Origin of the sequence: Mycobacterium sp. NS-7484 (genome assembly GCF_001953975.1) — a bacterium.
Classification (GTDB): Bacteria; Actinomycetota; Actinomycetes; order Mycobacteriales; family Mycobacteriaceae; genus Mycobacterium.
Genome location: NZ_MBEJ01000087.1, coordinates 1 through 23,398, shown reverse-complemented (window position 1 = coordinate 23,398; position 23,398 = coordinate 1). Strand labels below are relative to the sequence as shown.

The 23,398-nt window shown below is 67.3% G+C and carries 21 protein-coding genes; 4 read left to right on the top strand and 17 right to left on the bottom strand.

All coding sequences use genetic code 11. The annotated features are described in order from the left end of the window. Nucleotides 1-11: 11 nt before the first annotated feature. From A5733_RS15440 to A5733_RS15420, 5 genes are read right to left on the bottom strand one after another with little or no spacing between them, the layout of a single operon-like run. Entirely contained in the window at nt 12-1,346 is a 1,335-nt protein-coding gene (locus tag A5733_RS15440) for an MFS transporter (RefSeq protein ID WP_076240735.1), read from the bottom strand. Between the two features lie 53 nt (nt 1,347-1,399). Continuing rightward, nucleotides 1,400-2,989, bottom strand: a complete 1,590-nt coding sequence (locus A5733_RS15435; RefSeq protein ID WP_076240734.1) for an NAD(P)/FAD-dependent oxidoreductase — start codon at nt 2,987-2,989, stop codon at nt 1,400-1,402. A gap of 3 nt (nt 2,990-2,992) precedes the next feature. Continuing rightward, a complete protein-coding gene (locus A5733_RS15430) occupies nt 2,993-3,943 on the bottom strand; it encodes an alpha/beta hydrolase (protein WP_076240733.1) in 951 nt (316 codons plus the stop codon). Nucleotides 3,944-3,947: 4 nt separating this feature from the next. Then, on the bottom strand, nt 3,948-5,360 hold the full coding sequence (locus tag A5733_RS15425; protein ID WP_076240732.1) for an aldehyde dehydrogenase family protein: 1,413 nt from the start codon (nt 5,358-5,360) through the stop codon (nt 3,948-3,950). Nucleotides 5,361-5,379: 19 nt separating this feature from the next. Then, nucleotides 5,380-6,507 (bottom strand): NDMA-dependent alcohol dehydrogenase, encoded by a 1,128-nt coding sequence (locus A5733_RS15420; RefSeq protein ID WP_067766023.1) that lies wholly within the window; start codon nt 6,505-6,507, stop codon nt 5,380-5,382. Nucleotides 6,508-6,698: 191 nt separating this feature from the next. Here A5733_RS15420 and A5733_RS15415 point away from each other — a divergent pair, with 191 nt between their 5' ends. Together A5733_RS15415 and A5733_RS15410 are read left to right on the top strand one after the other, a co-directional pair. Further along, complete coding sequence (locus A5733_RS15415; protein ID WP_076240731.1) at nt 6,699-7,787, top strand: AraC family transcriptional regulator; 1,089 nt, start codon at nt 6,699-6,701, stop codon at nt 7,785-7,787. A gap of 18 nt (nt 7,788-7,805) precedes the next feature. Continuing rightward, nucleotides 7,806-9,008: a serine hydrolase gene (locus A5733_RS15410; protein ID WP_076240730.1), complete on the top strand. Its 1,203-nt coding sequence runs from the start codon at nt 7,806-7,808 to the stop codon at nt 9,006-9,008. Here the strand turns inward: A5733_RS15410 and A5733_RS15405 are convergent. From A5733_RS15405 to A5733_RS15370, 8 genes are all read right to left on the bottom strand, one after another. Continuing rightward, nucleotides 9,005-9,202: a hypothetical protein gene (locus tag A5733_RS15405; RefSeq protein WP_067766033.1), complete on the bottom strand. Its 198-nt coding sequence runs from the start codon at nt 9,200-9,202 to the stop codon at nt 9,005-9,007. The genes A5733_RS15410 and A5733_RS15405 overlap by 4 nt on opposite strands. 55 nt (nt 9,203-9,257) lie before the next feature. Continuing rightward, nucleotides 9,258-11,864, bottom strand: a complete 2,607-nt coding sequence (locus tag A5733_RS15400; RefSeq protein WP_076240729.1) for a LuxR family transcriptional regulator — start codon at nt 11,862-11,864, stop codon at nt 9,258-9,260. 82 nt (nt 11,865-11,946) lie between these two features. Next, nucleotides 11,947-14,634 carry a fumarate reductase/succinate dehydrogenase flavoprotein subunit gene (locus A5733_RS15395; RefSeq protein ID WP_076240728.1) on the bottom strand — a complete coding sequence of 896 codons (2,688 nt, stop codon included), beginning with the start codon at nt 14,632-14,634 and terminating at the stop codon, nt 11,947-11,949. Continuing rightward, complete coding sequence (locus A5733_RS15390; protein ID WP_076240727.1) at nt 14,627-15,379, bottom strand: ABC transporter ATP-binding protein; 753 nt, start codon at nt 15,377-15,379, stop codon at nt 14,627-14,629. The genes A5733_RS15395 and A5733_RS15390 overlap by 8 nt, the downstream gene beginning before the upstream one ends. Further along, a complete protein-coding gene (locus tag A5733_RS15385; protein ID WP_076240726.1) occupies nt 15,376-16,233 on the bottom strand; it encodes an ABC transporter permease in 858 nt (285 codons plus the stop codon). The genes A5733_RS15390 and A5733_RS15385 overlap by 4 nt, the downstream gene beginning before the upstream one ends. After that, complete coding sequence (locus A5733_RS15380; RefSeq protein ID WP_076240725.1) at nt 16,230-17,660, bottom strand: ABC transporter substrate-binding protein; 1,431 nt, start codon at nt 17,658-17,660, stop codon at nt 16,230-16,232. The genes A5733_RS15385 and A5733_RS15380 overlap by 4 nt, the downstream gene beginning before the upstream one ends. Before the next feature lie 10 nt (nt 17,661-17,670). Further along, nucleotides 17,671-17,898: a ferredoxin family protein gene (locus tag A5733_RS15375; protein WP_067766052.1), complete on the bottom strand. Its 228-nt coding sequence runs from the start codon at nt 17,896-17,898 to the stop codon at nt 17,671-17,673. Then, the gene (locus tag A5733_RS15370; protein ID WP_076240743.1) at nt 17,895-18,653 is read right to left on the bottom strand and encodes a GntR family transcriptional regulator; all 759 of its coding nucleotides are present in this window, start codon (nt 18,651-18,653) and stop codon (nt 17,895-17,897) included. Before A5733_RS15370 ends, A5733_RS15375 begins: the two co-directional genes overlap by 4 nt. Before the next feature lie 267 nt (nt 18,654-18,920). On the opposite strand from A5733_RS15370, the gene A5733_RS15365 reads away from it, so the two are divergent. Continuing rightward, nucleotides 18,921-20,477, top strand: coding sequence for an HNH endonuclease signature motif containing protein (locus A5733_RS15365; protein ID WP_158070616.1), 1,557 nt, complete (start codon nt 18,921-18,923; stop codon nt 20,475-20,477). Between the two features lie 15 nt (nt 20,478-20,492). On the opposite strand, the gene nusB is transcribed toward A5733_RS15365, so the two are convergent. Genes nusB through A5733_RS15350 form a run of 3 tightly spaced genes read right to left on the bottom strand, consistent with a single transcriptional unit; the run spans nt 20,493 to nt 22,657 of the window. After that, the gene (gene nusB / locus A5733_RS15360; protein ID WP_067766055.1) at nt 20,493-20,981 is read right to left on the bottom strand and encodes a transcription antitermination factor NusB; all 489 of its coding nucleotides are present in this window, start codon (nt 20,979-20,981) and stop codon (nt 20,493-20,495) included. A gap of 2 nt (nt 20,982-20,983) precedes the next feature. Next, nucleotides 20,984-21,547: an elongation factor P gene (efp, locus tag A5733_RS15355; RefSeq protein ID WP_067766058.1), complete on the bottom strand. Its 564-nt coding sequence runs from the start codon at nt 21,545-21,547 to the stop codon at nt 20,984-20,986. 24 nt (nt 21,548-21,571) lie between these two features. After that, the gene (locus A5733_RS15350; RefSeq protein WP_076240724.1) at nt 21,572-22,657 is read right to left on the bottom strand and encodes an aminopeptidase P family protein; all 1,086 of its coding nucleotides are present in this window, start codon (nt 22,655-22,657) and stop codon (nt 21,572-21,574) included. A gap of 33 nt (nt 22,658-22,690) precedes the next feature. Here A5733_RS15350 and A5733_RS15345 point away from each other — a divergent pair, with 33 nt between their 5' ends. Further along, nucleotides 22,691-23,257, top strand: coding sequence for a B-4DMT family transporter (locus A5733_RS15345; RefSeq protein ID WP_067766064.1), 567 nt, complete (start codon nt 22,691-22,693; stop codon nt 23,255-23,257). 36 nt (nt 23,258-23,293) lie between these two features. Here A5733_RS15345 and A5733_RS27960 read toward each other — a convergent pair. Beyond that, nucleotides 23,294-23,398, bottom strand: a 105-nt coding sequence (locus tag A5733_RS27960; protein WP_233152704.1) for a hypothetical protein, incomplete at its 5' end; no start/stop codon positions are given.

Sequence of the window (23,398 nt, the reverse complement as noted above, 5' to 3'; positions counted from 1 at the left end):
CCTCGCCGCAGTCACGTCACGTCGGCGTCCAGGGCAGCGCCCTTGGTCTCGGGCAGCAGCAATGTCGAGACGATGCTGACGATCACGAAGACCGCCATCAGCAGCCCCACGGCCCAACTGCCGAAGTCGCTCACCAGCACGCCGGCGATCAGCGGCGGCACCGCACCGCCGACAATGCCGGCCAGGTTGAAGGCCAACCCGGCACCGGTGTAGCGGTAGCGGGTGGCAAAGATCTCAGGCAGGAACGAGGCGATCGGCCCGTAGGAGATCCCGAAGATGGCGAACGTGCCGCCGATCGCCAGCGCAAACAGCCACGGCGAACCGGTGTCGATCATCGGCATCACGACAAACGCCCACGGCAGGGCGATGGCGAAGCCGATCAAGATGATACGCCGCCTGCCGTAGCGGTCACACCACATCGCCGAGAGCGCGGTGAACGTCATGAGCGCGACACCGGCGAGGACCCCCACGGTCAGGATGAGGCTGCGCGGATGCCCGATCCGGGTCGCGGCATAGCTCAACAGATACGTGCCACCGAGAAAGCTCATCGCGAAGATGCCGATCATGCAGCCGGCGGCGAGCAGCACCTGCGTGGTCTGGGTCCGCACCAGCTCACCCAACGGGGCCCGCGGGACCGCGTCGCGTTGTTTTTCGGCCACGAACACCGGCGTCTCGTCGATGCTGAGCCGGACGTAGAGCGCCACGACCACCAGCACCCCGCTGAACAGGAAGGGCACCCGCCAACCCCAGTCGAGGAACATCGGGCTCTTCTCGCCGATGGTGACGTTGGCGATGAGGAACACCAGGTTGCTGACGGCAAGCCCGGCACCGGCGCCCAATTGGGTGAACATGCCGTATCTGCCGCGCTGGTCGCCGGGGGCGTACTCGGCCGACAGCAGGGCCGAGCCGGCCCACTCCCCGCCGACGGCGAAGCCCTGACACAGCCTCAAGCTGAGCAGGATGATCGGCGCGAGCACCCCGATGGACGCCGCGCTGGGCACCAGGCCGACCGCGAAGGTCGCGATCCCCATGATCAACAGGGTGGCGATCAACGTTTTCTTGCGGCCCAGGCGATCTCCGAAGTGACCGAACACCGCCGCACCGATCGGGCGGGAGAAGAACGCTGCCGCGAAGGTGGCCAACGACGAGATGGTGCCCATCGTCGGGCTCAGGGCCGGGAAGAAGATCTTCGGGAACACCAGCGCGGCGGCCGTGCCGTAGATGTAGAAGTCGTAGAACTCGATCGCCGTGCCGACGAAGCTGGCGAACGCCACCCGCCTCATCGGGTTCGGCTCCACGCCGGGCGTCCGGCCCGGCTCGCCCTCGACCTGCTCCTGCTGGGTCATCTGCCTCTTCTCGCGCCGCATTCCTGCCAGAGCAGTATCACCCGGCGGCGGATTCAGGCGATCTCGAACCCGTGGTAGCCGGCCACGGCCACGCCGTCACAGATCTGCTTGTAGATGCCGACACCGCCGACGAACGGCAAGAACACCCGCCGTTTACCCGGCACGTTGGCGCCCATGTACCACGATGCCGCCTGCGGCAGCAGCGTGAGATCGGCGGTGTCGTTGGTGATGTTGACCCAGTTGTCCTCGGCCGCCGGATCGGCCTCCATGCGGCGGTACCCGTGCGCACGGAGGTGCACCAACGCCGCGCTGATCCACTCGACGTGGTACTCGATCGAGGTGAGCATGTTGGACAGCACCGAGGGACTCTGCGGCCCGGTGACGGTGAACAGGTTCGGGAACCCCGCCGACATCAGGCCGAGGTAGGTGCGCGGCCCGTCGGCCCACTTCTGACGGAGACTGCCGTGCAGCCCGTGGATGTCGATCGCATTCAATGCCCCGGTCATGGCGTCGAATCCGGTGGCCAGCACGATCACGTCGAACTCGTGCTCGGTGTCACCGGCGAGGATTCCCCGCTCGGTGATCCGGCGCAACGGCTCGGCGTTGAGATCGACCAGCGTCACGTTGTCCTGGTTGAACACCTCGTAGTATCCGGTGTCCACGCACAGCCTTTTCGCCGCGAGCGGATAACTCCGCGGCGTCAGCTTCTCGGCAACCTGTGGATCTGCGACCTTCTGCCGGATCCGGTCCCGCACATACTCGGCGGCAGTCTCATTGGCCACCGGATCGAGCAGCAGATCGTAGAACGACTGCTGGAAACACAATCCACCGTCGTCCCAGCGCCGGTTGAGCTCGCCGCGCACCGCATCGGGACCGAGATCACCGAAGAACGGGGGCAGTTCGGCACCCTCACCGCACTGCGCGCCACCCCGCGTCAGCCGGCTGATCTCCCGGAACTGCGGGTAGCGCTGTTTGACCTCGGCGAGTTCGTCGGCAATCACACGGTTCTGTGCCGGGACGGCATACGGGGGTGTCCGTTGGAAGACCGTCAGTGCTCCGACCGTCGGGGCGATGGCGGTGATCGTCTGCACCCCAGAGGAACCCGTGCCCACGACGGCCACGCGCTTGCCGGTGAGGTCGGCGTCGTCCGGCCAGTCCCAGGTCCAGAGGATGTCACCGGCGAAATCGTCCAGCCCCTCGAAGGACGGGACCAACGGCTTGGACAGGCACCCAGTGGCCGCGATCACGAACGTCGCGCTGACCCGGTCGCCTGAATCCGTCGTGACGGTCCACTCATTGTGATCGTCGTCGAAAGCCATTGCGACGACTCGGGTCTCGAAGGTGATATCCCGCCGGAGGTCGTAGCGGTCGGCGACATGCCTGGCATAGGCCAACAGCTCCGGCTGGGCGGCGTATCGCTCCGTCCAGTTCCACGACTGCTGCAGGTCGGGGTCGAACGAGTAGGAGTATTCGATCGACTCGATGTCGCAGCGGGCCCCGGGGTAACGATTCCAGTACCAGGTACCGCCCACCTCCGGGCCGGCCTCGACGATGTGCGCGTCGAACCCGAGTCGACGCAGTCTGTGCAGCTGGTAGAGACCGGCGAATCCGGCGCCGATGATGATCACGTCGCGGTCGGCCATCGCTCACACCGCCTTCCGGCCGGATCGGGATGCCTCGACGAACGCCCCGATATGGTCGGCGACCAACCTGATGCCCGTCTGGTAACCGGGGAGGATGTTGGCCATCTGGAAGTACCCGTGCATCTGGCCGGCCGCCTCCTCCAGTGTCACGTTCACCCCGGCCTCGGCCAACGCGGCGGCATAGGCGACGCCCTCGTCGTGCAGTGGGTCGTATTCGGCGACATACACGAGCGCCGGTGGAAGACCCGCGAGACTGGAGGCCCGCAACGGTGAGGCATCCGGGTGAGTGCGCGCGGCGGGGTCGGGCAGGTAGTGCGCCCAGAACCAGATCATGGTGTCGCGGCCGAGCATCAGCTGATTTTCCGGCGCGGCGTACGACGACCGCTCGAAGTCACAGTCGGTCACCGGATAGATCAGGGCCTGGTAATCGACCCTGGGCCCGTGCCCGTCCCGGGCCCACCGCGCCATCACCGCGGCGATGTTGCCGCCGGCGCTGTCTCCGGCCACCACCAACGGGACCTCGGGAGAGGTCAATTCCGCTGCGGCCCAGCGCAACCCGATCCAACTGTCCTGCAGCGCGGTCGGGAATCGATGTTCGGGCGCCTTGCGGTAGTTCACCAGGACCACGGTGGAGCCGGTCAGGTTGGCCAGCTGCCGGGCGAGGTGGTCGTACTGCAGGTCGATGTCACCGATCACCCAGCCGCCGCCGTGGAAATACACGATCACCGAACGGGATTCGCCGTCGGGAATCAGGACGCGGACCCGGAACCTCCCGCCGTCCTCACCCTCGAGCTTGAGGTTGCGCACCGCGGCCACCTCGGGTCCGCGTCCACTCATCCCGGCGAATATGGGTCCGGCCATCCGGGCCATCGCCGGCGTACCCTCATGCATTGGCGGATCGCGGGTTTCGGCCAGTTGCGCCAACAGCGCCTGGGTCACCGGTTCCAACGCCATCAGGTCACCGCTGGATCGACTTGATCTCGAGGAACTCCTCGAGGCCGTATCGACCGGCTTCGCGCCCGTTGCCCGATTGCTTGTAGCCACCGAAGGGCGCGTTGGCGTTGAAGGCACCCGCGTTGATCTGCACCTGCCCGGCCCTGATTCGGCGCGCGACATTTTCCGCGCGTTCTGGCGAGGACGACCAGACCGCGCCGGCCAGACCGTAATCGGTGGCGTTGGCGATCCGCACGGCCTCGTCGTCCGAGTCGTAGGCCTCGATGGCCAGAACCGGGCCGAAGACCTCTTCCTTGTGGATCGTCATGTCTTCGGTGACATCCGAGAAGACGGTCGGCCGGACGAAGGCGCCCGGGCCCTCGGCTTCCGTTTCACCGCCGGTGACCAGACGCGCCCCCTCGGCGATCGCGGTGCGGATGTGGCCGAACACCCGTTCCTGCTGCGCCCGAGATGACAACGGGCCCAGGGCAGTTCCCTCGTCGGTCGGGTCGCCCACCGGCAATGCGTCGGCGGCGGCCTTGGCCAGCGCCTCCACCTCGGCCAGCTTGTCGCGCGGGACGATCATGCGGGTCAGTGCCGAACAGGTCTGTCCGGAGTTGAGCATCATGGTCTTGACCGATGCGGGCACCACCGATTCCAAGTCGGCGTCGTCGAGAATGATGTTGGGGCTCTTGCCCCCGAGTTCCAGTGACACCCGCTTGACGGTGCGGGCGGCGACTTCCTGTACCCGGCGGCCGGCCCGCGTGGAGCCGGTGAAGCTGACGATGTCGACGTCGTCATGCCCGGCGATCGCCTCCCCCACATCCGCGCCGGTACCGAACACCAGGTTGAACACGCCTGGGGGCAGACCGATCTCGTCGATGATCTGCGTCAGGGCAAGCGCGCACAGCGGGGTCACTTCGCTGGGTTTGACCACGACGGTGTTGCCCGCGGCCAATCCGTAGGCGACCTTCAGGGCGATCTGGTGCAACGGGTAGTTCCAGGGTGTGATCGCGCCGAGCACGCCGAATGGCTCGCGCACGATCGTCGACCCGCGATACTCACTTTCGAACTCGTAGTCCCGCACGATGTTGGCGGCCTCGGTGAAACTGTTGAGCGGCAACCCCAACTGAATCGCCCGAGAAATCGAGATGGGACAACCCATTTCGGCGGAGATGGTGCGGGCCACCTCCTCGGACCGCTCGGCCAGCTTGCCGGCGATCGCGGTGAGATAGTCTGCCCGCTCGCCGACCGGTGTCGCGGCCCACGCCGGGAAGGCGGCCCGGGCCGCCGCGACCGCGGCGTCGACGTCGGCGGTGGTGCCCGCCACCACCTCGGCGATCACCTCGTCGTTGGCCGGGTTGACGACCGGGATGCGGGTGGTTCCACTCGAAACCGCCCATTTGCCGTCAATGTAGTTGCTTTCCTGGATGTGCATTGGAGCCCCCTTGGTCGGTTCAGTAGTCGGCGTCGGAGTAGACGACGAGGCCGCGAAGATTCTTGCCGTCGAACATGTCCCGGTATCCCTGGTTGATGTCCTCCAGGCGGTAGCGCGCAGTGACGAGTTCGTCGAGCTTGAGGGCACCGCAGCGGTAGAGGTCGAGCAGCCGCGGGATCTGGGTGCGGGGGCCGACGCCGCCGAACACCGCACCTTGGACCCGTTTCTGCAGCAGGGTGAGCTCGAAGAGGTTGAGGTCGACGGTGGACTGCGTGAAATCGCCCATCCCGGTGACGATCACCTGCCCGCCCTTGCCGGTCAGGCTCAGCGCCTGCTGGATGTGTTCGCCTTTGATCTCACCGACCGTGATGATGGAGACCTGGGCCATCTTGCCCCACGTGAGGTCGGGCAACTCGGCCGCGGCGTCCTCGACGGAGGCGAACGTGTGGGTGGCGCCGAATTCGAGTGCCTTCTTCCGCTTGAAGTCGACCGGGTCGATCGCGACGACGAACCGCGCCCCGGCGAACCGTGCGCCCTGCACCGCGTTGATGCCGACGCCTCCGATGCCCATCACCACGACCGTGTCGCCCGGACGGGTGTCACCGATCTCGGTTGCCGAGCCCCAGCCGGTGGAGACTCCGCAGCCCAGCAGCGCGGCCACCTCCAGCGGCACATCTTTTTCGATCTTGACGACCGACGCCTGACTGACGGTGACGTACGGCGCGAAGGTGCCGAGCAGGCACATCTGGATTATCGGTTGGCCGTCACGGGTCACCCGGTAGGTCTTGTCGGAGACGGCCTGGCCGGTCAACAGCCCGGCGCCCTCGTCGCAGAGGTTCTGCAGACCGGTGGCGCATGACGGACAGGTGCCGCACGCCGGGATGAAGGCGAGCACGACGTGATCGCCCTCGGCCAAACCGGTGACGCCGGGGCCGACCTTGGTGATCACCCCGGCACCCTCATGTCCGCCGAGCACGGGCATGAACGGCACCGGGCTACTGCCGGCAACGACATGGGCGTCGGAATGGCACAGGCCCGACGCGGTCAACCGCACCTGCACCTCGCCGGCCACCGGATCTCCGAGGTCCACCTCGCAGATCGTCCACGGTGCGCCGATCTCTTCGACGACAGCAGCTTTTACTTTCACCAGCGCCTCTCCTCGCGTGTCACCAGACACAGATACGGGCCATCTGAGATGTACATCACTATCTCCGAAAACCGTAGGGCGGCGACTCGCGCTGCGACAGGACTGTCCCGGCCACAACTCGACATTTCCGGCCACTTCGGCGGTCTGCGGCGCCGTTGACCGGGCTTCCCCGGTCGGCAAAACTGGTCAGCATGACGTCGGGTCTTGCCGAATCCGCAGATCAGGGCGCACTCCCCGGGTCCGGAGTCCTGGAGTCGACCAATCGGGTCATAGCGGCCATGACCGACCCCTGGGACCACCCGCGCACGGCGGTCTCGGTGGCGATCATGTGCGAGTGGGCGGGCCAGCGCGGCATCTCCGCCGGCGCAGTGCTGGCGGGTTCTCACCTCGATGCCTGCTCGCTGGCCGACATCGACACCGTCGTCGAGGCCAGTCAGGAGCTCGCGGTGATCCGCAATCTGGCCGCCCTGACCGGGAATCAGCCAGGTTTGGGAGTGGAACTGGGCCGCCGATACCACCTGACCGCATACGGCTACCTGGGCTATCTGCTGGCAGCCTCGGCGAGCGTGCGGGACACGGTGCACCGGGGTCTGTACTACGCGATGCTGACGTTCGCCTTCTCGACCATGACGGCCCGCATCGATGACGACGACCGGTACGTGCTGGCATTCGAGGCCGACGACATGCCTGATCTCGTCCGGCGATTCGTCATCGAACGAGATCTGACCGCCGTCATGCAGATCCAGCGCGACACCTTTCCGAATTTCGACGCGGTACCGCTTCGGGAGGTCCGATTCTCCTTCCCGCCGATGTCCGTGAGTGGCGTCGAGACCTATCACGATTACTTCCGCGTGCCGGTGTGGTTCGGCTGCGACCGGAACGAGATCGTCTATGACGCCGGGTATCTCGATCTGGCGCCGCCGATGGCGAACGCGCACACCACCGAGCTCATGGTCGCCCAGTGCGACCGCATCCGCGCCGAGCGGCTGCACCACACCGGCGTCGCCGCCCAGGTACGCGCACATCTCCTCGATCAGTCTTCGCTCGACCTCACGCTCGACGACGTGGCACTGCACCTGCACTACGCTCCGCGCACGCTGCGTCGGCACCTCGAGCACGAGGGCACCACCTACCGCGCCGTGCTGGACGAGGTACGCCGCAGCGTCGCCGACAACTTGCTGCGCGATCGCACGATTCCGCACTACGAGGTGGCCCGCCGGCTCGGCTACCAGGACTGGTCGAGCGTGGTGAGGGCGCGCCGGCGCTGGCGTCGGAGGTGAGCCGCTAACCTGGCGCGGATGAACCTCGACGGCAATCAGACCTCCATCCGTGAGGCGATCGACGCCGGCCTGCTGGCCGGTGCGGTCACCCTGGTGTGGCAGGCGGGCAAGGTACTTCAGGTCAACACCCTGGGCCACCGCGACGTCGACGCCGGGCTGCCGATGCAACGGGACACCATCTTCCGGATTGCCTCCATGACAAAGCCGGTCACCGTCGCGGCGGCGATGGCGCTGGCCGAGGAGGGCAAGCTCGCGCTGAACGAGCCGGTGACCAAGTGGCTGCCGGAGCTGTCCGACATGCGGGTACTGCGCGAAGCGCGCGGACCGCTGGACCGCACGGAACCCGCACGACGGCGCATCACGTTCGACGACCTGATGACCCACCGCAGCGGGCTCGCCTACGTGTTCTCCGTCCTGGGCCCGCTGGCGTCGGCCTACGGCAAACTGTCGCTGCGTCAGGATCAGGACCGCTGGCTGACCGAGGTGGCCGCGCTCCCGCTGGCGCATCAACCCGGCGAGCGCCTGACGTACAGCCACTCCACCGACGTGCTGGGCATCGCGTTGTCCCGCATCGAAGGCAAGCCACTGTCCCAGGTGCTGGCCGAGCGGATCTTCGAGCCGCTCGGGATGGCCGACACCGGGTTCTCGGTGGGCGTCGCCGGCCGGCGCCGCGCGGCCACGATGTACCAACTGACCGCCGACAACAAGCTCACCCACGATGTGATGGGGCCGGCGCCGATCACCGATCCACCGTTCTGCACGGGCGGGGCCGGGTTGTTCTCCACGGCCGACGACTACCTGAAGTTCGCCCGAATGTTGTTGGGCGGCGGCATCGTCGACGGAGTGCGTGTGCTTTCCGACGAGTCGGTGCGGTTGATGCGGACCGACCGGCTCACGCCCGAGCAGAAGCAGTACCAGTTCCTCGGCGCCCCGTTCTGGGTCGGCCGGGGGTTCGGACTGAATCTGTCGGTGGTGACCGATCCGGCGAAGTCGCGACAGCTGTTCGGCCCGGGCGGCCTGGGCACTTTCAGCTGGCCCGGCGCGTACGGCACCTGGTGGCAGGCCGACCCGTCGGCAGATCTGATTCTGATCTACCTGATCCAGAACCATCCGAATCTGGGCGTGGACGCCGCGGCCATCAGTGGCAACACCTCGCTGGCGAAACTGCAGACGGCCCAACCCCGATTCGTCCGGCGCACGTACCAGGCGCTGGAGCTCTAACTCGTCGCCGGCAACGCGGCCGCCAGCTTGGCTTCGGCGATCCGGTAGAAGCCGTCGAGCGCTGACTCCTCCACGCTCAGGTACTCACACACGACCTCGCGGGCGACCCCGGCGTCTCGCAGTCGCAGAGCCAGCGAATACGGCAATGGCAGTGCCCGCAGCGCCTGTTCGCGTGTCTCGCCCTCGTCGGCCATGCGATCCAGGATGCGACGGTTCGACTGGCGCGAAGCGAGTACCCGGATACCCGAATCAGCGGTGCCGTCGGGGCAGCAGCGCGACCAGCTCGGCCCGGGTAGACGCCCCGGTTTTCGCCATCGCCCGGTAGATGTGTCCTTCGACCGTCCGCACCGACAGCCGCAGCCGTTCGGCGATCGCACGGCTCGACATTCCGGTGCCGAGCAGCATGGCGATCTCACGTTCCCGGTCGGTCAACGGCAGGCGTTCGCCGGCCGCGAGCACAGCCGGGGTGGCTGCGCCGCCGCACGCCTCGGCCAGGGCCCTGGCCCGGGCTGCCGACGCCATCGCCGAGCCGCGCAGATTCCTGCGCCGGTATGCCACCGCCGCCAGACCGGCCGCGTCAGCCGCTGCGACCATGTCGCCCAGACTCTCGAATTCTATTGAGGCCCCGGATAATCCGTCCCCATCGTCGTGGGACAGCGCCCGGCACAGTGCCGCTGCGGCACCGACCCGAGGTCCCTCGACCACACCGGACAACGCGTCGAGCCGGTGCACGCGGGAATGGTCTCCGAACTGTGCGGCAATCTGCAGACACCACACCTCGGCCGCCAGTTGTCCGTTGGCCTCGGCGGTATCGGCGGCAGCGAGCACGATGTCGACGGCTTCGGATACGGCCCCCTGGGTCGCAGCGACCCAGGCCCGCACCAGGGCGTGTTCGTAGCCCAAATACTGCCAACTCTGGTGACGACACTCATCAAGTTGGGCCACTGTGGCATCGTCGCCCAGTCCCCGGATGGCCAGTGCTGTGACCCGAGGCAGGTGGAACCGGTAGCTGAACCCGTTCGCCTCTCCCGCTGCCCGCAGCATTTCGACCACCGGATCCAGCAGTTCGGCCGCAACGCCGAGCTGACCGGCCGCCGACTCCACCCGGCCCGCCAGCGCGACGCCGAACAGCTGGGCCGCGCCCGGCAACTCTGCGGCGTGCCGACTCAGGTGCTCGGCTTCTTCGCGTGCCTGGTGAATCCGCCCGGCCAGCAGCAGCGCATCGATGTGGGCGTCGGCGATGACGAACCGCGTGTGCGCGGCATCAAAGGAACTGTCCGCGATGCGGTAACCGGCGCGCACGGCGGTGACAGCCTCGTCGGTGCAGCCGGCGTGCCCGTACGACGTGGCCCCCGCCCAGGCGGTCACCGCACCCACGATGGCGGGCAGCGCGGCAAGATCCAGGCCGGTGAATGCGTCCCTGGCCCGCACCGGGTGACCCATCGCCGCCCAGTACACCGTGTAGAACGCGTCGATGCCGGCGCGGTGCGCCCGCGGAATGTCGGTCGCCGCAACGTCGACATGCCGCTTGGCACCTTCCGGGTCGGCAAGCGACCACAACATGTTGGAAGCCCGCAGGAACGCCAGGCGAGCCCGTCCGTCGTCGCCGAGATCGGTGGGATCGACGGCGTCGAGCACCGCGTCCGATTCCGCACCCCGGCTGAGCCACGACAAGGCATGGGCCCGAATGAAATACGCTTCCACGTCGCCGCCGGCGGTGATGGCACCCTGGGCCAGCCGGTCGGCCAGGGCCAGGTCGGACAGCCACACCGCACCTTGGGCGGCACGGGTCAACAACTCCGGGTCGAACGGCAGGTCGGAATCGAGCATCAGGGTGGCCCGCCGCACCACCACGCGCATGGCATCGCGGTCTTCCCGCTCGCCGAGCGCGGTGGCCACCAATCCTCTCAACCGACGCAGCCGGGAACCTGGCACCCGGTTGCGTCGCACCTCGGCGTAAAGCGGGTGGGAGACCCGGACCTCGCGTTCGGTGGAGTCGATCGTGATCAGTCCCCGCGATTCGGCCGCCGCCACTGATTCGGCATCGGTGATCGCAGTCAGCCGGTCGAGCTGAATCGGCTCGGCGACCGCCAGCACGTCGACGACTTCACTGACTGCCGGCGGTAGTGCGCCGATCCTCGTCTCGATCAGTTCGACCAGTCCGGGCGGCATCACCGGATCGCCGGTCCAGCGCCAGCAGCCCGCCTGACACGTCAACCGCCCCTGGGCGACCTCTTGTTCGACGATGGTGCGCAGATAGAGGACATTGCCGCGGGTCAGCCGCCACAACCGCTGCGCTGCTTGTGAATCCAGCGGGCCGCCCAGCGCGGCGGCCAGCAACCGGGTCGACTCGTCGCGGGACAGCGGTTGCAGGTCCAACCGCTCGAACCGGCCACTGTCGCACGCGGCGATCACCTCGGCAGGTACCGATGTACCGGTACGGACGGTCAGCAGAAGCTTGGCCGCGCCTCGCTGCACGATCTGCTGCAACACGAAACCCGACAATCCGTCGAGCAGGTGCGCGTCATCGACACACACCAGCACCGGGTGACTGTCCGATGCCGTGGTCAGCCCGTCGATCACCCGCCCGACCAGGGTCGCGCTGTCGGCATCGGAAGTTCCCACCCAGCGCGCGAACGTTCCCAGCGGCAGCGCCCGGGCGGCTGATGTGCCTACCGCCCAGCGGGTTTCGTGGCCATTGGCGCCCGCCGCGGCGAGCACTTCGCGGGCAATCCGGCTCTTGCCAACGCCTGCACTTCCATAGACCACGATCCCGGACAGTTCGGCGGTGGCCAGCGCGGCGTCGATCAGCCGGGTCTCCTCCAACCGCCCTGTCAGCGGCCAGGCGAGTCGCACGCATCGAGATTAAGCCGAGGTCCGGCCGTTGGCAGCGGTAACGACCAACTTCGATGGCGCCGGCGTTCTGACAACGTGCCGCTCACCCGGCAAGGGCTTGGCGGGCATACGCGCGAACATCGGCATCGCTGTCTTCCAATGCCGCGGTGAGGGCCTGCCGCGCGCTCGAATCCGAATCCGCCCACCGGCTCAGGCTGAGTACCGCCGCCTTGCGGACATCCAGATGCCGGTCCTCCAGTGCCCGTGACAGGGTGGGCACCGCGACCTCGGGCTCGGCGCCGGCCAACGCCCGCGCTGCCCCCTGGCGGATCTGCCAGGCCGATTCGGTGAACGCCTTCTCGACGCTGACCACATCGTCGCCGGTGCAACCGACCGCACCGAGCGAGGCCAGCGCCGCCGCCCGCACCAGCGGATCGGGATCGTCCAGCGCCACGCGTACCGCGTCGGCACCGGCACGCAGGGTGGCCAGACCACCCACCGCCGCGATCCGCACCTCCCGGTTCTCGTCGGTCGTGGCGGCCGCGACACCGGTGTGATCGTCGACCGACACCAGGGCTCGGACCGCCTCGATCCGTACCCGGTGATCGGTGTCGGTGAGCGCGGCTCGATACGACTGGGCGCTGCCGGCGCGCCGGGAACTCAACAGATATACGGTGACGGCACGCACCACCGGGTCCGCCGAGGCCAGTCGATCGCTGAAGGCTCCGGGCTCGGGCAGTACCTCGACGAGTTCCCGCACGGCGTTGGCGGTCTCGCGCCGCACCCCGGCGTCGCCGTCGGCCAGGGCGGCCACCAGCGCCGGCTGGTATCCGTGCGGCAGATGCTCGACGAGGGTGGCGACCGCGGTGCGGCGCACACCGGCGTCCGCATCCTGAAGGTAGCCGGCCAGATCCGCCAGCGACGGTTCCTCCAGGGCCAGTACCGCGACGATCCGCGGTGACGGTGGCTGGGCGGAGGTCGCGGTACGCACCCGGGACCGTTCGGCCGAAGGCGCCCGGCCACCGTGCAGGTGGGGTTGTTCGACGGTGGTCACCGGGTCCTGCGAAGTGAGGTGGTCGAGCTCGGGCACCGCGACGAAATACGGTGCCACCGGCCGTTTCACAAACTGCATGGCGCCGTCGGCGTCCTTGTAGAGGTTGAGGTGATAACGCCACTGCGTGTCGTCACGCTCGGGCAGATCAGCCCGCTCGTGGTAAAGGCCCCACCGCGATTCGGTCCGGGTCAGCGAGGAGCGCGCGGCCATCTCCGCGCAGTCCCGGATGAACGACACCTCCGCAGCCCGCATCAACTCGTGCGGCGTACGCGCCCCGATACCCTCCACCTCGGCGGTCATCCGCTCGAAAGTCTGCACTGCGATGGACAGTTTGGTAGCGGTCTTCGGCGGGGCCACATAGTCGTTGACGAACCGTCGCAGCTTGAACTCGACCTGTGGCTGCGGCGGGCCGTCCGGGTGTCGCAGCGGTCGGTAGATGAGATCGTGGGCCTGGGCCACCTGATTGGCCGGAAGCTCTTGGGGCGCGGCCACGTCTGCCAGTGTGGACGCCGCGTGTTCCCCGGCCAGGTCGCCGTAGACGAACGCGCCGATCATGTAGTTGTGCGGTACGCACGCCAGGTCGCCTGCGGCATACAGGCCCGGCACCGTGGTACGGGCATGTTCGTCCACCCACACCCCGGATGCGGAATGTCCTGAGCACAAACCGATCTCGGAGATGTGCATCTCGATGTCATGTGTGCGGTAGTCGTGTCCCCGGTTGGCGTGGAACGTTCCACGGGTGGGCCGCTCCGTGGTGTGCAGGATGTTCTCCAGCGTGGTCAAGGTTTCGTCGGGCAGGTGGCTGACCTTGAGGTAGATCGGTCCGCGCGCCGATTCGATTTCAGACTTGACCTCGGCCATCATCTGACCCGACCAGTAGTCGGAATCGACGAACCGCTCCCCCAGCGCGTTGACTTGATAACCACCGAAGGGGTTGGCCACATAGGCGCAGGCCGGTCCGTTGTAATCCTTGATCAACGGATTGACCTGGAAGCACTCGATTCCCGACAGCTCGGCACCGGCGTGGTAGGCCATGGCGTAGCCGTCACCGGCATTGGTGGGATTCTCGTATGTGCCATACAGGTATCCCGAGGCCGGCAGTCCGAGCCGGCCGCACGCACCGGTGGACAGGATGACGGCCTTGGCCGCCACGGTGACGAATTCGCCGGTGCGGGTGTTGAATGCCGCCGCGCCGACCGCACGTCCGCCATCGGTGAGAACCCGCACCGGCATGAACCGGTTCTCGATCCGGATCTTCTCCCGCATCGAGCGCTGGCGCAGCACCCGGTACAGGGCTTTCTTGACGTCCTTGCCTTCGGGCATCGGCAACACGTAGGAGCCGGACCGGTGCACCCGGCGCACGGCGTACTCGCCGTGCTCGTCCTTCTCGAACTTGACCCCGTAGCGTTCCAGCCGCTGCACCATGGCGAATCCCCGGGTGGCGGTCTGATAGACGGTGCGCTGGTTGACGATTCCGTCGTTGGCGCGGGTGATCTCGGCGACGTAGTCCTCGGGTTCGGCCTTTCCGGGGATCACGGCGTTGTTGACTCCGTCCATCCCCATGGCCAGCGCCCCGGAGTGCCGCACGTGGGCCTTCTCCAGCAGCAGCACCTGGGCACCGTTCTCGGCCGCGGTCAGCGCAGCCATGGTGCCTGCCGTACCCCCGCCGATCACCAGTACATCGCAGTCGATCCGGAGGGCGTCGGAAACGTCCGGGATCTCAAGGGTGTCAGTCATTTTGCTCCAAGGCGGCGATGATCTCGGCGCGTAGCGCGGATCGTTCGGGATGGTCGGTTCGGGGCTGGCCCACCTCGACGAGGGCGCGCAACGGCTGTCCGGCGCGACCGAGTACCGCGACCCGGTCACCGAGGATGAGTGCCTCGTCGACGTCGTGGGTGACGAACACGATCGTGGTGGGATGGACCTGCCAGGTGTCGATCAACAGGCGCTGCATGGCCGCCCGGGTCTGGGTGTCCAGCGCGGCGAACGGCTCGTCCATCATCACGGCGCGGGGCGCACCGGCCAGGCCGCGGGCAAGCTGAACCCGTTGTCGCATACCACCGGAGAGGCTCTTGGGCAGAAAGTCGCCGAACCCGGACAGCCCCACCTCATCGATCCAGCGGTCCGCGCGCGCCCGGCGACCGGCCCTCGGCTCGCCGCGGAGTTGCAGCGCGAGCTCGATGTTCGACCGCACGGTACGCCATGGCAGCAGGGCACTGTCCTGGAACACCATGCCGCGATCACGCGACGTGGTGGTGACGGGTTCACCGTCGGCCAGCACCCGGCCCGCGTCGGGACGGAGCAATCCGGTCAGTGCGCGCAGCAGGGTCGACTTGCCGCAGCCTGACGGTCCGGTGAGCACCAGGATCTCACCGGGTTTGACTGTGAGGCTGAGGTTCTCGATCACCGGGGCGCCGGTGTAGGACAACGTGATCGCGTCCAGTTCGAGCCGCATCCCGGTCGCGGTGGCCGTGGGGCTCATCTCGTGACCTCCTCACCGCGCGGCAGCCAGCGGGTGACCCGGCGGCCGATCAGTTCCACCGCCGCGGCGGTGACGAAGCCGAGCACGCCGATGGTGATGATGCCGACGAACACATCGGGATAGTTCAACACCGTGTACGCCTGCCAGGTGCGGTAGCCCACGCCGAGGCGACCCGAGATCATCTCGGCCGAGACGACGCAGATCCAGGCCACCCCCATACCGACCGAGAGGCCACCGAACAGACCGGGCAGAATCCCCGGCAGCACCACCTGCCGCAGCACATCGAGACGGCCACCGCCGAGGGTGCGCACCGAGTCCTCCCAGATGGTCGGCAGCGCACGCACCGCATGCCGCACGCTGACCATGATCGGGAAGTAGGCGGCCAGGAACGTGATGAACACGATGCCGGCCTCGTCGCTGGGGAACAGCAGGATGGCCACCGGCACCATGGCGATCGCCGGGATCGGCCGGGCCAACTCCGTCAGCGGCCCGAAGATGTCGGCGAACCAGGCCGTGCGTCCCAACAGGATTCCGGTGGTCACCCCGACCATCGCCGCGATTCCGAACCCGGTGAGGATCCGGATCAGCGACTGGCCCAGGTCCAGCCAGTACTCGGGAGTGCCGAGCCGATGCACCAGGGCCGCAGTGATTTCGGTGACCGTCGGCAGGGTGTCGAAGCGCAGGCCCAGCCGAACGTCGTTGACGGTCAGCACCTGCCACAGCACGACGGCGCCGACGACCGACGCCAGCCGCACCAGACGACGAGGCCAGACCGACGGGGCACGACGCCGGGGCGCGGCCGGTGATGCCGGACGGTCGGCGACCGTTGCCGGAGCGCTGTCGGTGGTCGTCATACCGCACCTGCCAAGGCTTGCCGGTAGTCGACCACCACACTGCCCGGGTGGGCCGCCACGTAGCGTTCGGCCCCGGCCTGGGTGCCGAACGGCAGGTAGTCCTCGGTGCCGTCGGCCTGGACGCGGACCCAGACCGACTTGTCCGCAAACCACCGGGTGCCCAGCTCGGCGTCGGTCACGTATGCGGCTCGGACCTTCTTGCCGTCGCTTTCGGCCTGTCGGATCGCCTTGAGCAGGCAGGCCGGAGTGGCCGCGGCCGTGGTGGTATCGGCCCCGTCGAGCCAGAGTTCGCCGGCGGTCGCCGGGTTGTCGACGGCCCGCTGGCACACCGGGTCGGTACCGCTCAGCGCCGAAGGATTCGTCTGCGAGCGCACCGCCTTGTCGTAGTCCTGCCCGCGCGCGGCGAACGCGGCCCGCAACGGCGCATCCTGCACAAAACCGGCCACGTCCAGATCGGCGAAGTTGTCGATCGACTTCAGGTACGGCACATCGCCTTTGAGCGCGTCGATCAACGAAGGCTTGAGCGTGGTGTCGAACGATGTGCCGCCCGGGCCGTTGTACAGGTAGACGACCTCCTGCGGCAGGCCGCTGCCCTCGGCCACGATGCGGGCGGCCTCCAGCGGCTTGGTGTTGAGGAAGTCGGTGGCGTCGAGTTGAGCCTGCAGGAAGGCGTCGAGCACCTCGGGATGCTCGGCCGCATAGGCGCGACGCACCACCACGCCGTGCAACGTCGGGTAGTTCAGCTCGGCACCGTCATACAGCAGCTTGGCCTTACCCTGATGCACCAGCAGACCCGGCCAAGCGACGAACTGTGAAAGGGCTTGCACCTGACCGGATTCCAAAGCAGACGCGCCGACCTGCGGCTGCTGGTTGAGCACCTCCACGCCGGTCTTGGCGTCGATGCCGGCCCGGCCAAGCGCTTGCACCACCATGCCGTGGCCGGCCGACCCGACGCTGGCCGAGATCTTCTTGCCGGCGAGGTCAGTCAACGACTTGGCTGGTGAATCCGGCGTCACCACAACCATGTTGAGCGCCCCCTTGGGGTTGTACCCCGTGACGGAGACGATTTCGGTCTTCGCGCGTTCGTTGGCCTGGGTCTTGGATCCGTTGATCAGCATCGGGTAATCGCCCATCGATCCGATGTCGATCTTCTCGGCCACCATCTGCGCGGTGATCGGGGCGCCGGTGTCGTAGTCCTGCCAGGTGACGTTGTACTTGGTGCCGGTCCGGGTGGTGATGTCGGCCAGGCGACGCTCCAGGTAACCCTGGGCCCGCAACAACGTTCCCGCGGTGACGGTGTTGATGGTCTTGGACTGGTAGCCGACGACGACGTCGACGGTGTCGGCAGACTTCGTCGCCGAGTCCAGGGAACAACCGGCGGTCGCAAACGTCAGACCGGCGGCCAGAGCGATCAGGGCTGTTTTCACTTCGGATCCTCTACCGGATGAGATAGGGCATGTTGACGGTGACGGCGCCGGTGGGGCAGCGGGCCGCGCACGGTCCGCAGTACCAGCACTCGTCGACGTGCATGTAGGCCTTGCCGTTGTCGGGGTTGATGGCCAGCGAATCGAGCGGGCACACGTCCACGCACAACGTGCAGCCTTCGATACACAGAGATTCGTCGATCGTCACCGGAACATCGGCCCGCTGATTGACCAGCGTCATGCGTCTCTCCTCACGAGGTTGCCGCGCATGGTGATTCGATCACCGCGCATCCTGATGTACTCCAAGTCGACGGGCCTGCCGTCGTCCAGACTGGTCAGCCGTTCGGCCATCAGCAGTGCCGATCCATTGGGCACCTCCAGCGTCGCGGCGGTGTGCGGATCGGCCGAAACCGCTTCCAGTGCAAGGCTTGCCCCGCCCAGTCGGCATCCGCTGACCCGCTCGATGAGCGCGAAGATGTCGTTGCTCTCCAGCGAATCCGCGATGACCTGCTCCCCGATATCGGGAGCCAGGTACGTCAGATCGAGAGACAGCGGCAGGTCGGCGAGGTAGCGCAGACGCTCGATGAACACCACCTGCGTCCCGGGTTCGAGTGCGAGCTTGCGGGCCACCGCCGGAGGTGCGGCGAGCCGTTGCACGGCACGCACCTCGTTGCGGACGTCGCCGTAGTCCTTGAAAGTTTCCTTCAGCCCGACCAGGGCATCGAGCCCGTGGTCGTACTTGCGGGCCGCCACGTGGGTGCCTACCTTGGTGCCCCGCTCGATCAGACCTTCGTGCTTGAGCACTCCTAGTGCTTCGCGAACGGTGTTGCGCGAGACGAAGAATTCGGCGGCCAGGTCCGCTTCCGACGGCAGGGCGCCGGCGTACGCGCCGTCATAAATCTGATGACGCAGCACATCGGCGACTTGACGGGCCTGGTCCGCGCGAGCACGTCGGCTCGTCAGCGGTACAGGGTTGGATTCGGGCTGGGAAGACACGCACTCAAGGTAAGGGGCATCCAGGAGGCCTCGCAGTGCGGCGAATCTGCCGTTTGCGCAGGTTAACTGATTGCGCCGCCAGCCGACGTTCGGTACCTGGCGAAACCGCTGTCGCAGCTCGCATTGCGCCACCTCGGCCGTGATGAAAATTTACAAATCGCGATGATCGAAACGTCGTTTGGGCCCGCTCAAAAATCTTTCGTCACTGTGGCCACATCGGTCCCAAACAGCGAATTCTTGTCGGTTGTTCGAACTAGTGTTCGAATCATGAACGTCGGGTTGGTGCAGAGCCGGGACGCAGTGCAGACCGCGCTGGCCGGCCATCGCGCCGCGACCGCTTCGCTGGTCGACGTCGACTTCACGACGTTCGACACTGCGGAGTTGCTGGCGATCCAGTCCGAGCGCGAGCGGCAGGCCCGTGCCCAGGCGACGGTCGATCACCGCATTCAGTCGGCGCTGATGGCGCGGACCAGTCCACGAGAGATCGGTGGGAAGTCGTGGACCGATGTCCTTGCCACCCGGATGCGGATCAGCCGCAGGGAAGCGTCACGCCGAGTGGCGGCGGCTGCCGACCTCGGGCCGCGATATGGCCTCACCGGCGAGGTGTTGGAGCCGATACTGCCTGCATGCGCGCAGGCGCTGCAGTCGGGAACGATCAACACCGAACACGTAAACGTCATTCGCGACACGTTGGGACAGGCGCAGAAGTACCTGAACGCCGGTGAACTCGTCCAGGTCGAAACAGACCTGGCGGCCGCAGCAGCCCGCGAAACCCCCGAAACGCTCAAGGCCGCCGCCGCCAAACTGCTGTATCTGCTCAACCAGGACGGCGACGGACCCGACATCGCGGCGCACCTGCGTGGGCTTCGGATCGGCAAGCAGGACGCCGACGGGCTGGTGCACGTCCAGGGGTGGCTGGATCCCGAGGCGGCGGCCTATTTGACCACAGTCACGGACGCGTGGGGCCAGCCCGGCCTGAACAACCCCGCCGATCCCGACCCGGTCCACAACCCCGCGGCCGACCCGGTCGATACCCGTGAGAGCGGCTCGGCGGCCACCGGCGATACACCTTATCCGGAGGACCGCGCCACCGACGATGCCGGGACTGAATCCGGAACCGGCGCTAACGAATTCGACAGCGACGACCGGACCACACCCGACATCCCCGCGGACCCGCAAGCTCAGCGGGACCAGGAGCAGGCAGCCGCCCGGGACACGCGCACCCAGTCCCAACGCAACCACGATGCACTCAAAGTCGCCCTGCGCGAGCTACTCATGTCCGAACGACTCGGCCAACATGGCGGCCTGCCGGTCACCGTGGTCGTCTCCACCACCTTGGCCGAACTCGAAGCCGGCGCAGGTATCGCCGTCACGGGTTCGGGCATCTGGATGCCGATGAGCGATCTCATCCGCTTGGCATCGCACAGTTTTCACTACCTCGTCGTGTACGACCACCACACCGCCGAACCGCTCTACATGGCCCGCACCAAACGACTGGCCACCAAAGCACAACGACTCCTGCTCTACAACCGCGACCGCGGCTGCACCCGCCCCGGATGCACCGCCCCGGCCGACCAATGCCAAGTCCACCACGCCAAGGCGGACTGGCAACACGGCGGACAGACCGATGCCCCCGACCTCGCGTTGAGCTGTGGTCCCGACAATCGACTGGTCGGCCTCGGTTGGACCACCAGCGTCGACCCAAATACCGGTCGGGTCCGCTGGCATCCGCCGCCTCTCATGGACACCGGCCAAGACACCGTCAACCACCACTTCCACCCTGAGGAACTACTCATTCCCCAGGAGGAAGCCGATGACAGGTAAACCGGGCCAGAGACCCTACTGCTCCGGCCGATCCTGTACGGCACCTTGGACGGCCGCCGCGGCGGCCCGAATCTGCGGAGTCACCAACATCACCTGACCCAGCACTCCGTTGACGAATCCGGGCGACTCATCGGTGGACAGCTCTTTGGCCAATTCGACAGCTTCGTCCACGGCGACGGGTTCGGGGACATCCTCGGCGTGCAGCAGTTCCCACACCGCGACCCGCAGGATCGCCCGGTCCACGGCGGGCAGCCGCTCCAGCGTCCAGCCCTGCAGATGCGCCGAGATGAGATCGTCGATGTGCGCGGAGTGTTCGGTCACCCCGCGCGCCACCGACACCGTGTAAGGGTTGAGCGGGGTGACGTCAGGCTGATCCTCGGCCAGCGCGATCCGGCCGTCCGCCACCGCCTCCGGAGTCAGACCGCGCGCCTCGGCCTCGAACAGCAGGTCCACGGCGCGTTTGCGGGCCTGGTGACGGCCCCGGTCGCCACGGCGGTCAGGCATGGTCAGCCATTCACGCGGCCGAGGTAGCTGCCGTCGCGGGTGTCGACCTTGAGCTTGTCGCCGGTGTTGATGAACAACGGAACCTGGATCTCTGCACCGGTCTCCATCGTGGCGGGCTTGGTGCCTGCGCTGGAACGGTCACCCTGCAGGCCCGGCTCGGTGTGGCTGACGACGAGTTCGACCGACACCGGCAGTTCCAGGTACAGAGGAGCGGACTCGTGGAAGGCGATCTGCACCGGCATGCTCTCCAACAGGAAGCCCGCGGCGCGGCCGACCAGGTCCTCCGACAGCGGGTGCTGCTCGAAGTCCTCGGAATCCATGAACACGAAGTCGTTGCCGTCGCGGTACAGGAAGGTGGCGTCGCGGCGGTCCACGGTGGCGGTCTCCACCTTCACGCCGGCGTTGTAGGTCTTGTCGACCACCTTGCCAGACACCACATTCTTGAGCTTCGTCCGCACGAAGGCCGGACCCTTGCCGGGTTTGACGTGCTGGAATTCGACGATCTGCCACAGCTGTCCGTCGATCTGCAGGACGAGCCCGTTCTTGAAGTCGGCAGTCGATGCCATGAGGGGGTAGCTCCTAAGTTTTCGTCACACGATGGCCAGTTCCTTGGGGAACCGGGTAAGCAGGTCGGGTGTCGCCTCTCCGACGACCAGGGTGTCCTCGATCCGGACACCGCCGCGATCGGGCAAGTAGACACCAGGCTCAACGGTGACCGCAGAGCCAGCAAGCAGTGTACCGGCGGCGGTGGCATTGATCCCCGGCGCTTCGTGGATCTGCAATCCGACGCCGTGCCCGAGGCCGTGGCCGAAGTTCTCGGCGTAGCCCGCATCGGCGATGACCTGGCGTGATGCGGCATCGACCGCGCTCAGCGAGACGCCGGGCGCCAAGGCGTCCCGCCCGGCCTGTTGTGCGGTGGCCACCAGGTCGTACACGTCGCGTTGCCACTGCGCGGCCGGACCCAGGACGAACGTGCGAGTCATGTCGGAGTGATAGCCGGACACCAGCGCGCCGAAGTCGATCTTGACGAAGTCACCGGCCGCCAGCACCGCGTCCGTCGGCCGGTGGTGCGGGATTGCCGAGTTGGCCCCGGTCGCGACGATCGTCTCGAACGACGGCCCGTCGGCGCCGTGGTCGAGCATCAGCGCTTCCAACTCGTTGCGCACCTGACGCTCGGTGCGTCCGGGGCGCAGCCCGCCGCGCTCCAGCAGCTCGGCGAGCGCGGCGTCGGCGGCCTCACACGCCAGCCGCAGCATCGCGATCTCACCGGCGTCCTTGACCTCCCGCAGCGCCTCCACGGTGCCCGCGGCGCGCACCCACTCGACCGAATCGCCGGCGGCCTTCGTCAGCGCCGTGAAGGCATCCACCGTGACCACATGGCTCTCGAACCCCAGCCGGACAGCGCCTCCGCGCGCGGCGCGTCCGGCGAGGTGTACTCCGCAGGCCCGCTCGATGACCACCTCGGCATCGGGCGCCTGCTGCGCGGCCTGGGTGCGGTAGCGCCCATCGGTGGCCAACACCGGCGTGGCATCGGCAGCGAGCACCAGCAGCGCCGCGTTGGAGCCGGTGAAACCGGACAGATAACGCACGTTGACCAGGTCAGTCACCAACATCGCGTCCAGGCCCGAGTCCGCCAGCCGACGCCGCAGTCGATCCCTGCGCTGGGAAATAGTCACGGTCTGTGACGCTACTCGCTACGCTGTGCCCCCATGAGCAAGTGGTTACTGCGCGGAGTGGTGTTCGCAACAGCGATGGTCATCGTGCGCTTACTGCAAGGAGCACTGATCAACGCCTCGCCGGCCAACGCCACGTGGTTCAGCCTGGCACTGGTCACGGTGTTCGGGATCGGTGTGCTGATCTGGGGCCTGATCGACGGCCAGAACGACGCGCGCCGCAACCCGGATCCGGATCGTCGGGCCGACATGGCGATGACCTGGCTGATCGCCGGGCTGTTCGCCGGGATCGTCAGCGGTGCGGTGGCGTGGTTCATCGGGTTGTTCTACAAGAGCCTCTACACCGATGCGCTGCTCAACGAGGTCACCACGTTCGCGGCGTTCACCGCGCTGTTGGTGTTCCTGCTCGGCGTGGCCGGCGTGACGGTGGGACGCTGGCTGGTGGACCGCAAGGCCCCGCCGATGCCACGTCAGCGCCACCACGGCCTGGCCGCCGACGACCGTGCCGACACCGACGTGTTCGCCGCGGTGAGCGCCAACGGCGCCCACGAGACTGCCGACACCACCCAGCCCGTCGACTATCCCGACCAGCCCAAGCAGTAACGGGCCGGCACAGCAGAATTCACGTGGCGCGGGCGCTCAGGCCCCCCCCCCTTCTGCGTAGGCGGCCGCCAGCAGTGAGGGGTCCGGCCCTTCCAGACGGCCCGGTTTGGCCAGCCCGTCGAGCACGACGAACCGCAACCC

Coding starts and splice junctions, on each gene's coding strand:
- A5733_RS15415 (WP_076240731.1), top strand. CDS start 6,699: ATGACGTCGGGTCTTGCCGAATCCGCAGATCAGGGCGCACTCCCCGGG.
- A5733_RS15375 (WP_067766052.1), bottom strand. CDS start 17,898: ATGACGCTGGTCAATCAGCGGGCCGATGTTCCGGTGACGATCGACGAA.
- efp (WP_067766058.1), bottom strand. CDS start 21,547: ATGGCATCGACTGCCGACTTCAAGAACGGGCTCGTCCTGCAGATCGAC.
- A5733_RS15365 (WP_158070616.1), top strand. CDS start 18,921: ATGAACGTCGGGTTGGTGCAGAGCCGGGACGCAGTGCAGACCGCGCTG.
- nusB (WP_067766055.1), bottom strand. CDS start 20,981: ATGCCTGACCGCCGTGGCGACCGGGGCCGTCACCAGGCCCGCAAACGC.
- A5733_RS15385 (WP_076240726.1), bottom strand. CDS start 16,233: ATGACGACCACCGACAGCGCTCCGGCAACGGTCGCCGACCGTCCGGCA.
- A5733_RS15345 (WP_067766064.1), top strand. CDS start 22,691: ATGAGCAAGTGGTTACTGCGCGGAGTGGTGTTCGCAACAGCGATGGTC.
- A5733_RS15395 (WP_076240728.1), bottom strand. CDS start 14,634: ATGACTGACACCCTTGAGATCCCGGACGTTTCCGACGCCCTCCGGATC.
- A5733_RS15410 (WP_076240730.1), top strand. CDS start 7,806: ATGAACCTCGACGGCAATCAGACCTCCATCCGTGAGGCGATCGACGCC.
- A5733_RS15390 (WP_076240727.1), bottom strand. CDS start 15,379: ATGAGCCCCACGGCCACCGCGACCGGGATGCGGCTCGAACTGGACGCG.
- A5733_RS15435 (WP_076240734.1), bottom strand. CDS start 2,989: ATGGCCGACCGCGACGTGATCATCATCGGCGCCGGATTCGCCGGTCTC.
- A5733_RS15425 (WP_076240732.1), bottom strand. CDS start 5,360: ATGCACATCCAGGAAAGCAACTACATTGACGGCAAATGGGCGGTTTCG.
- A5733_RS15440 (WP_076240735.1), bottom strand. CDS start 1,346: ATGACCCAGCAGGAGCAGGTCGAGGGCGAGCCGGGCCGGACGCCCGGC.
- A5733_RS15405 (WP_067766033.1), bottom strand. CDS start 9,202: ATGGCCGACGAGGGCGAGACACGCGAACAGGCGCTGCGGGCACTGCCA.
- A5733_RS15430 (WP_076240733.1), bottom strand. CDS start 3,943: ATGGCGTTGGAACCGGTGACCCAGGCGCTGTTGGCGCAACTGGCCGAA.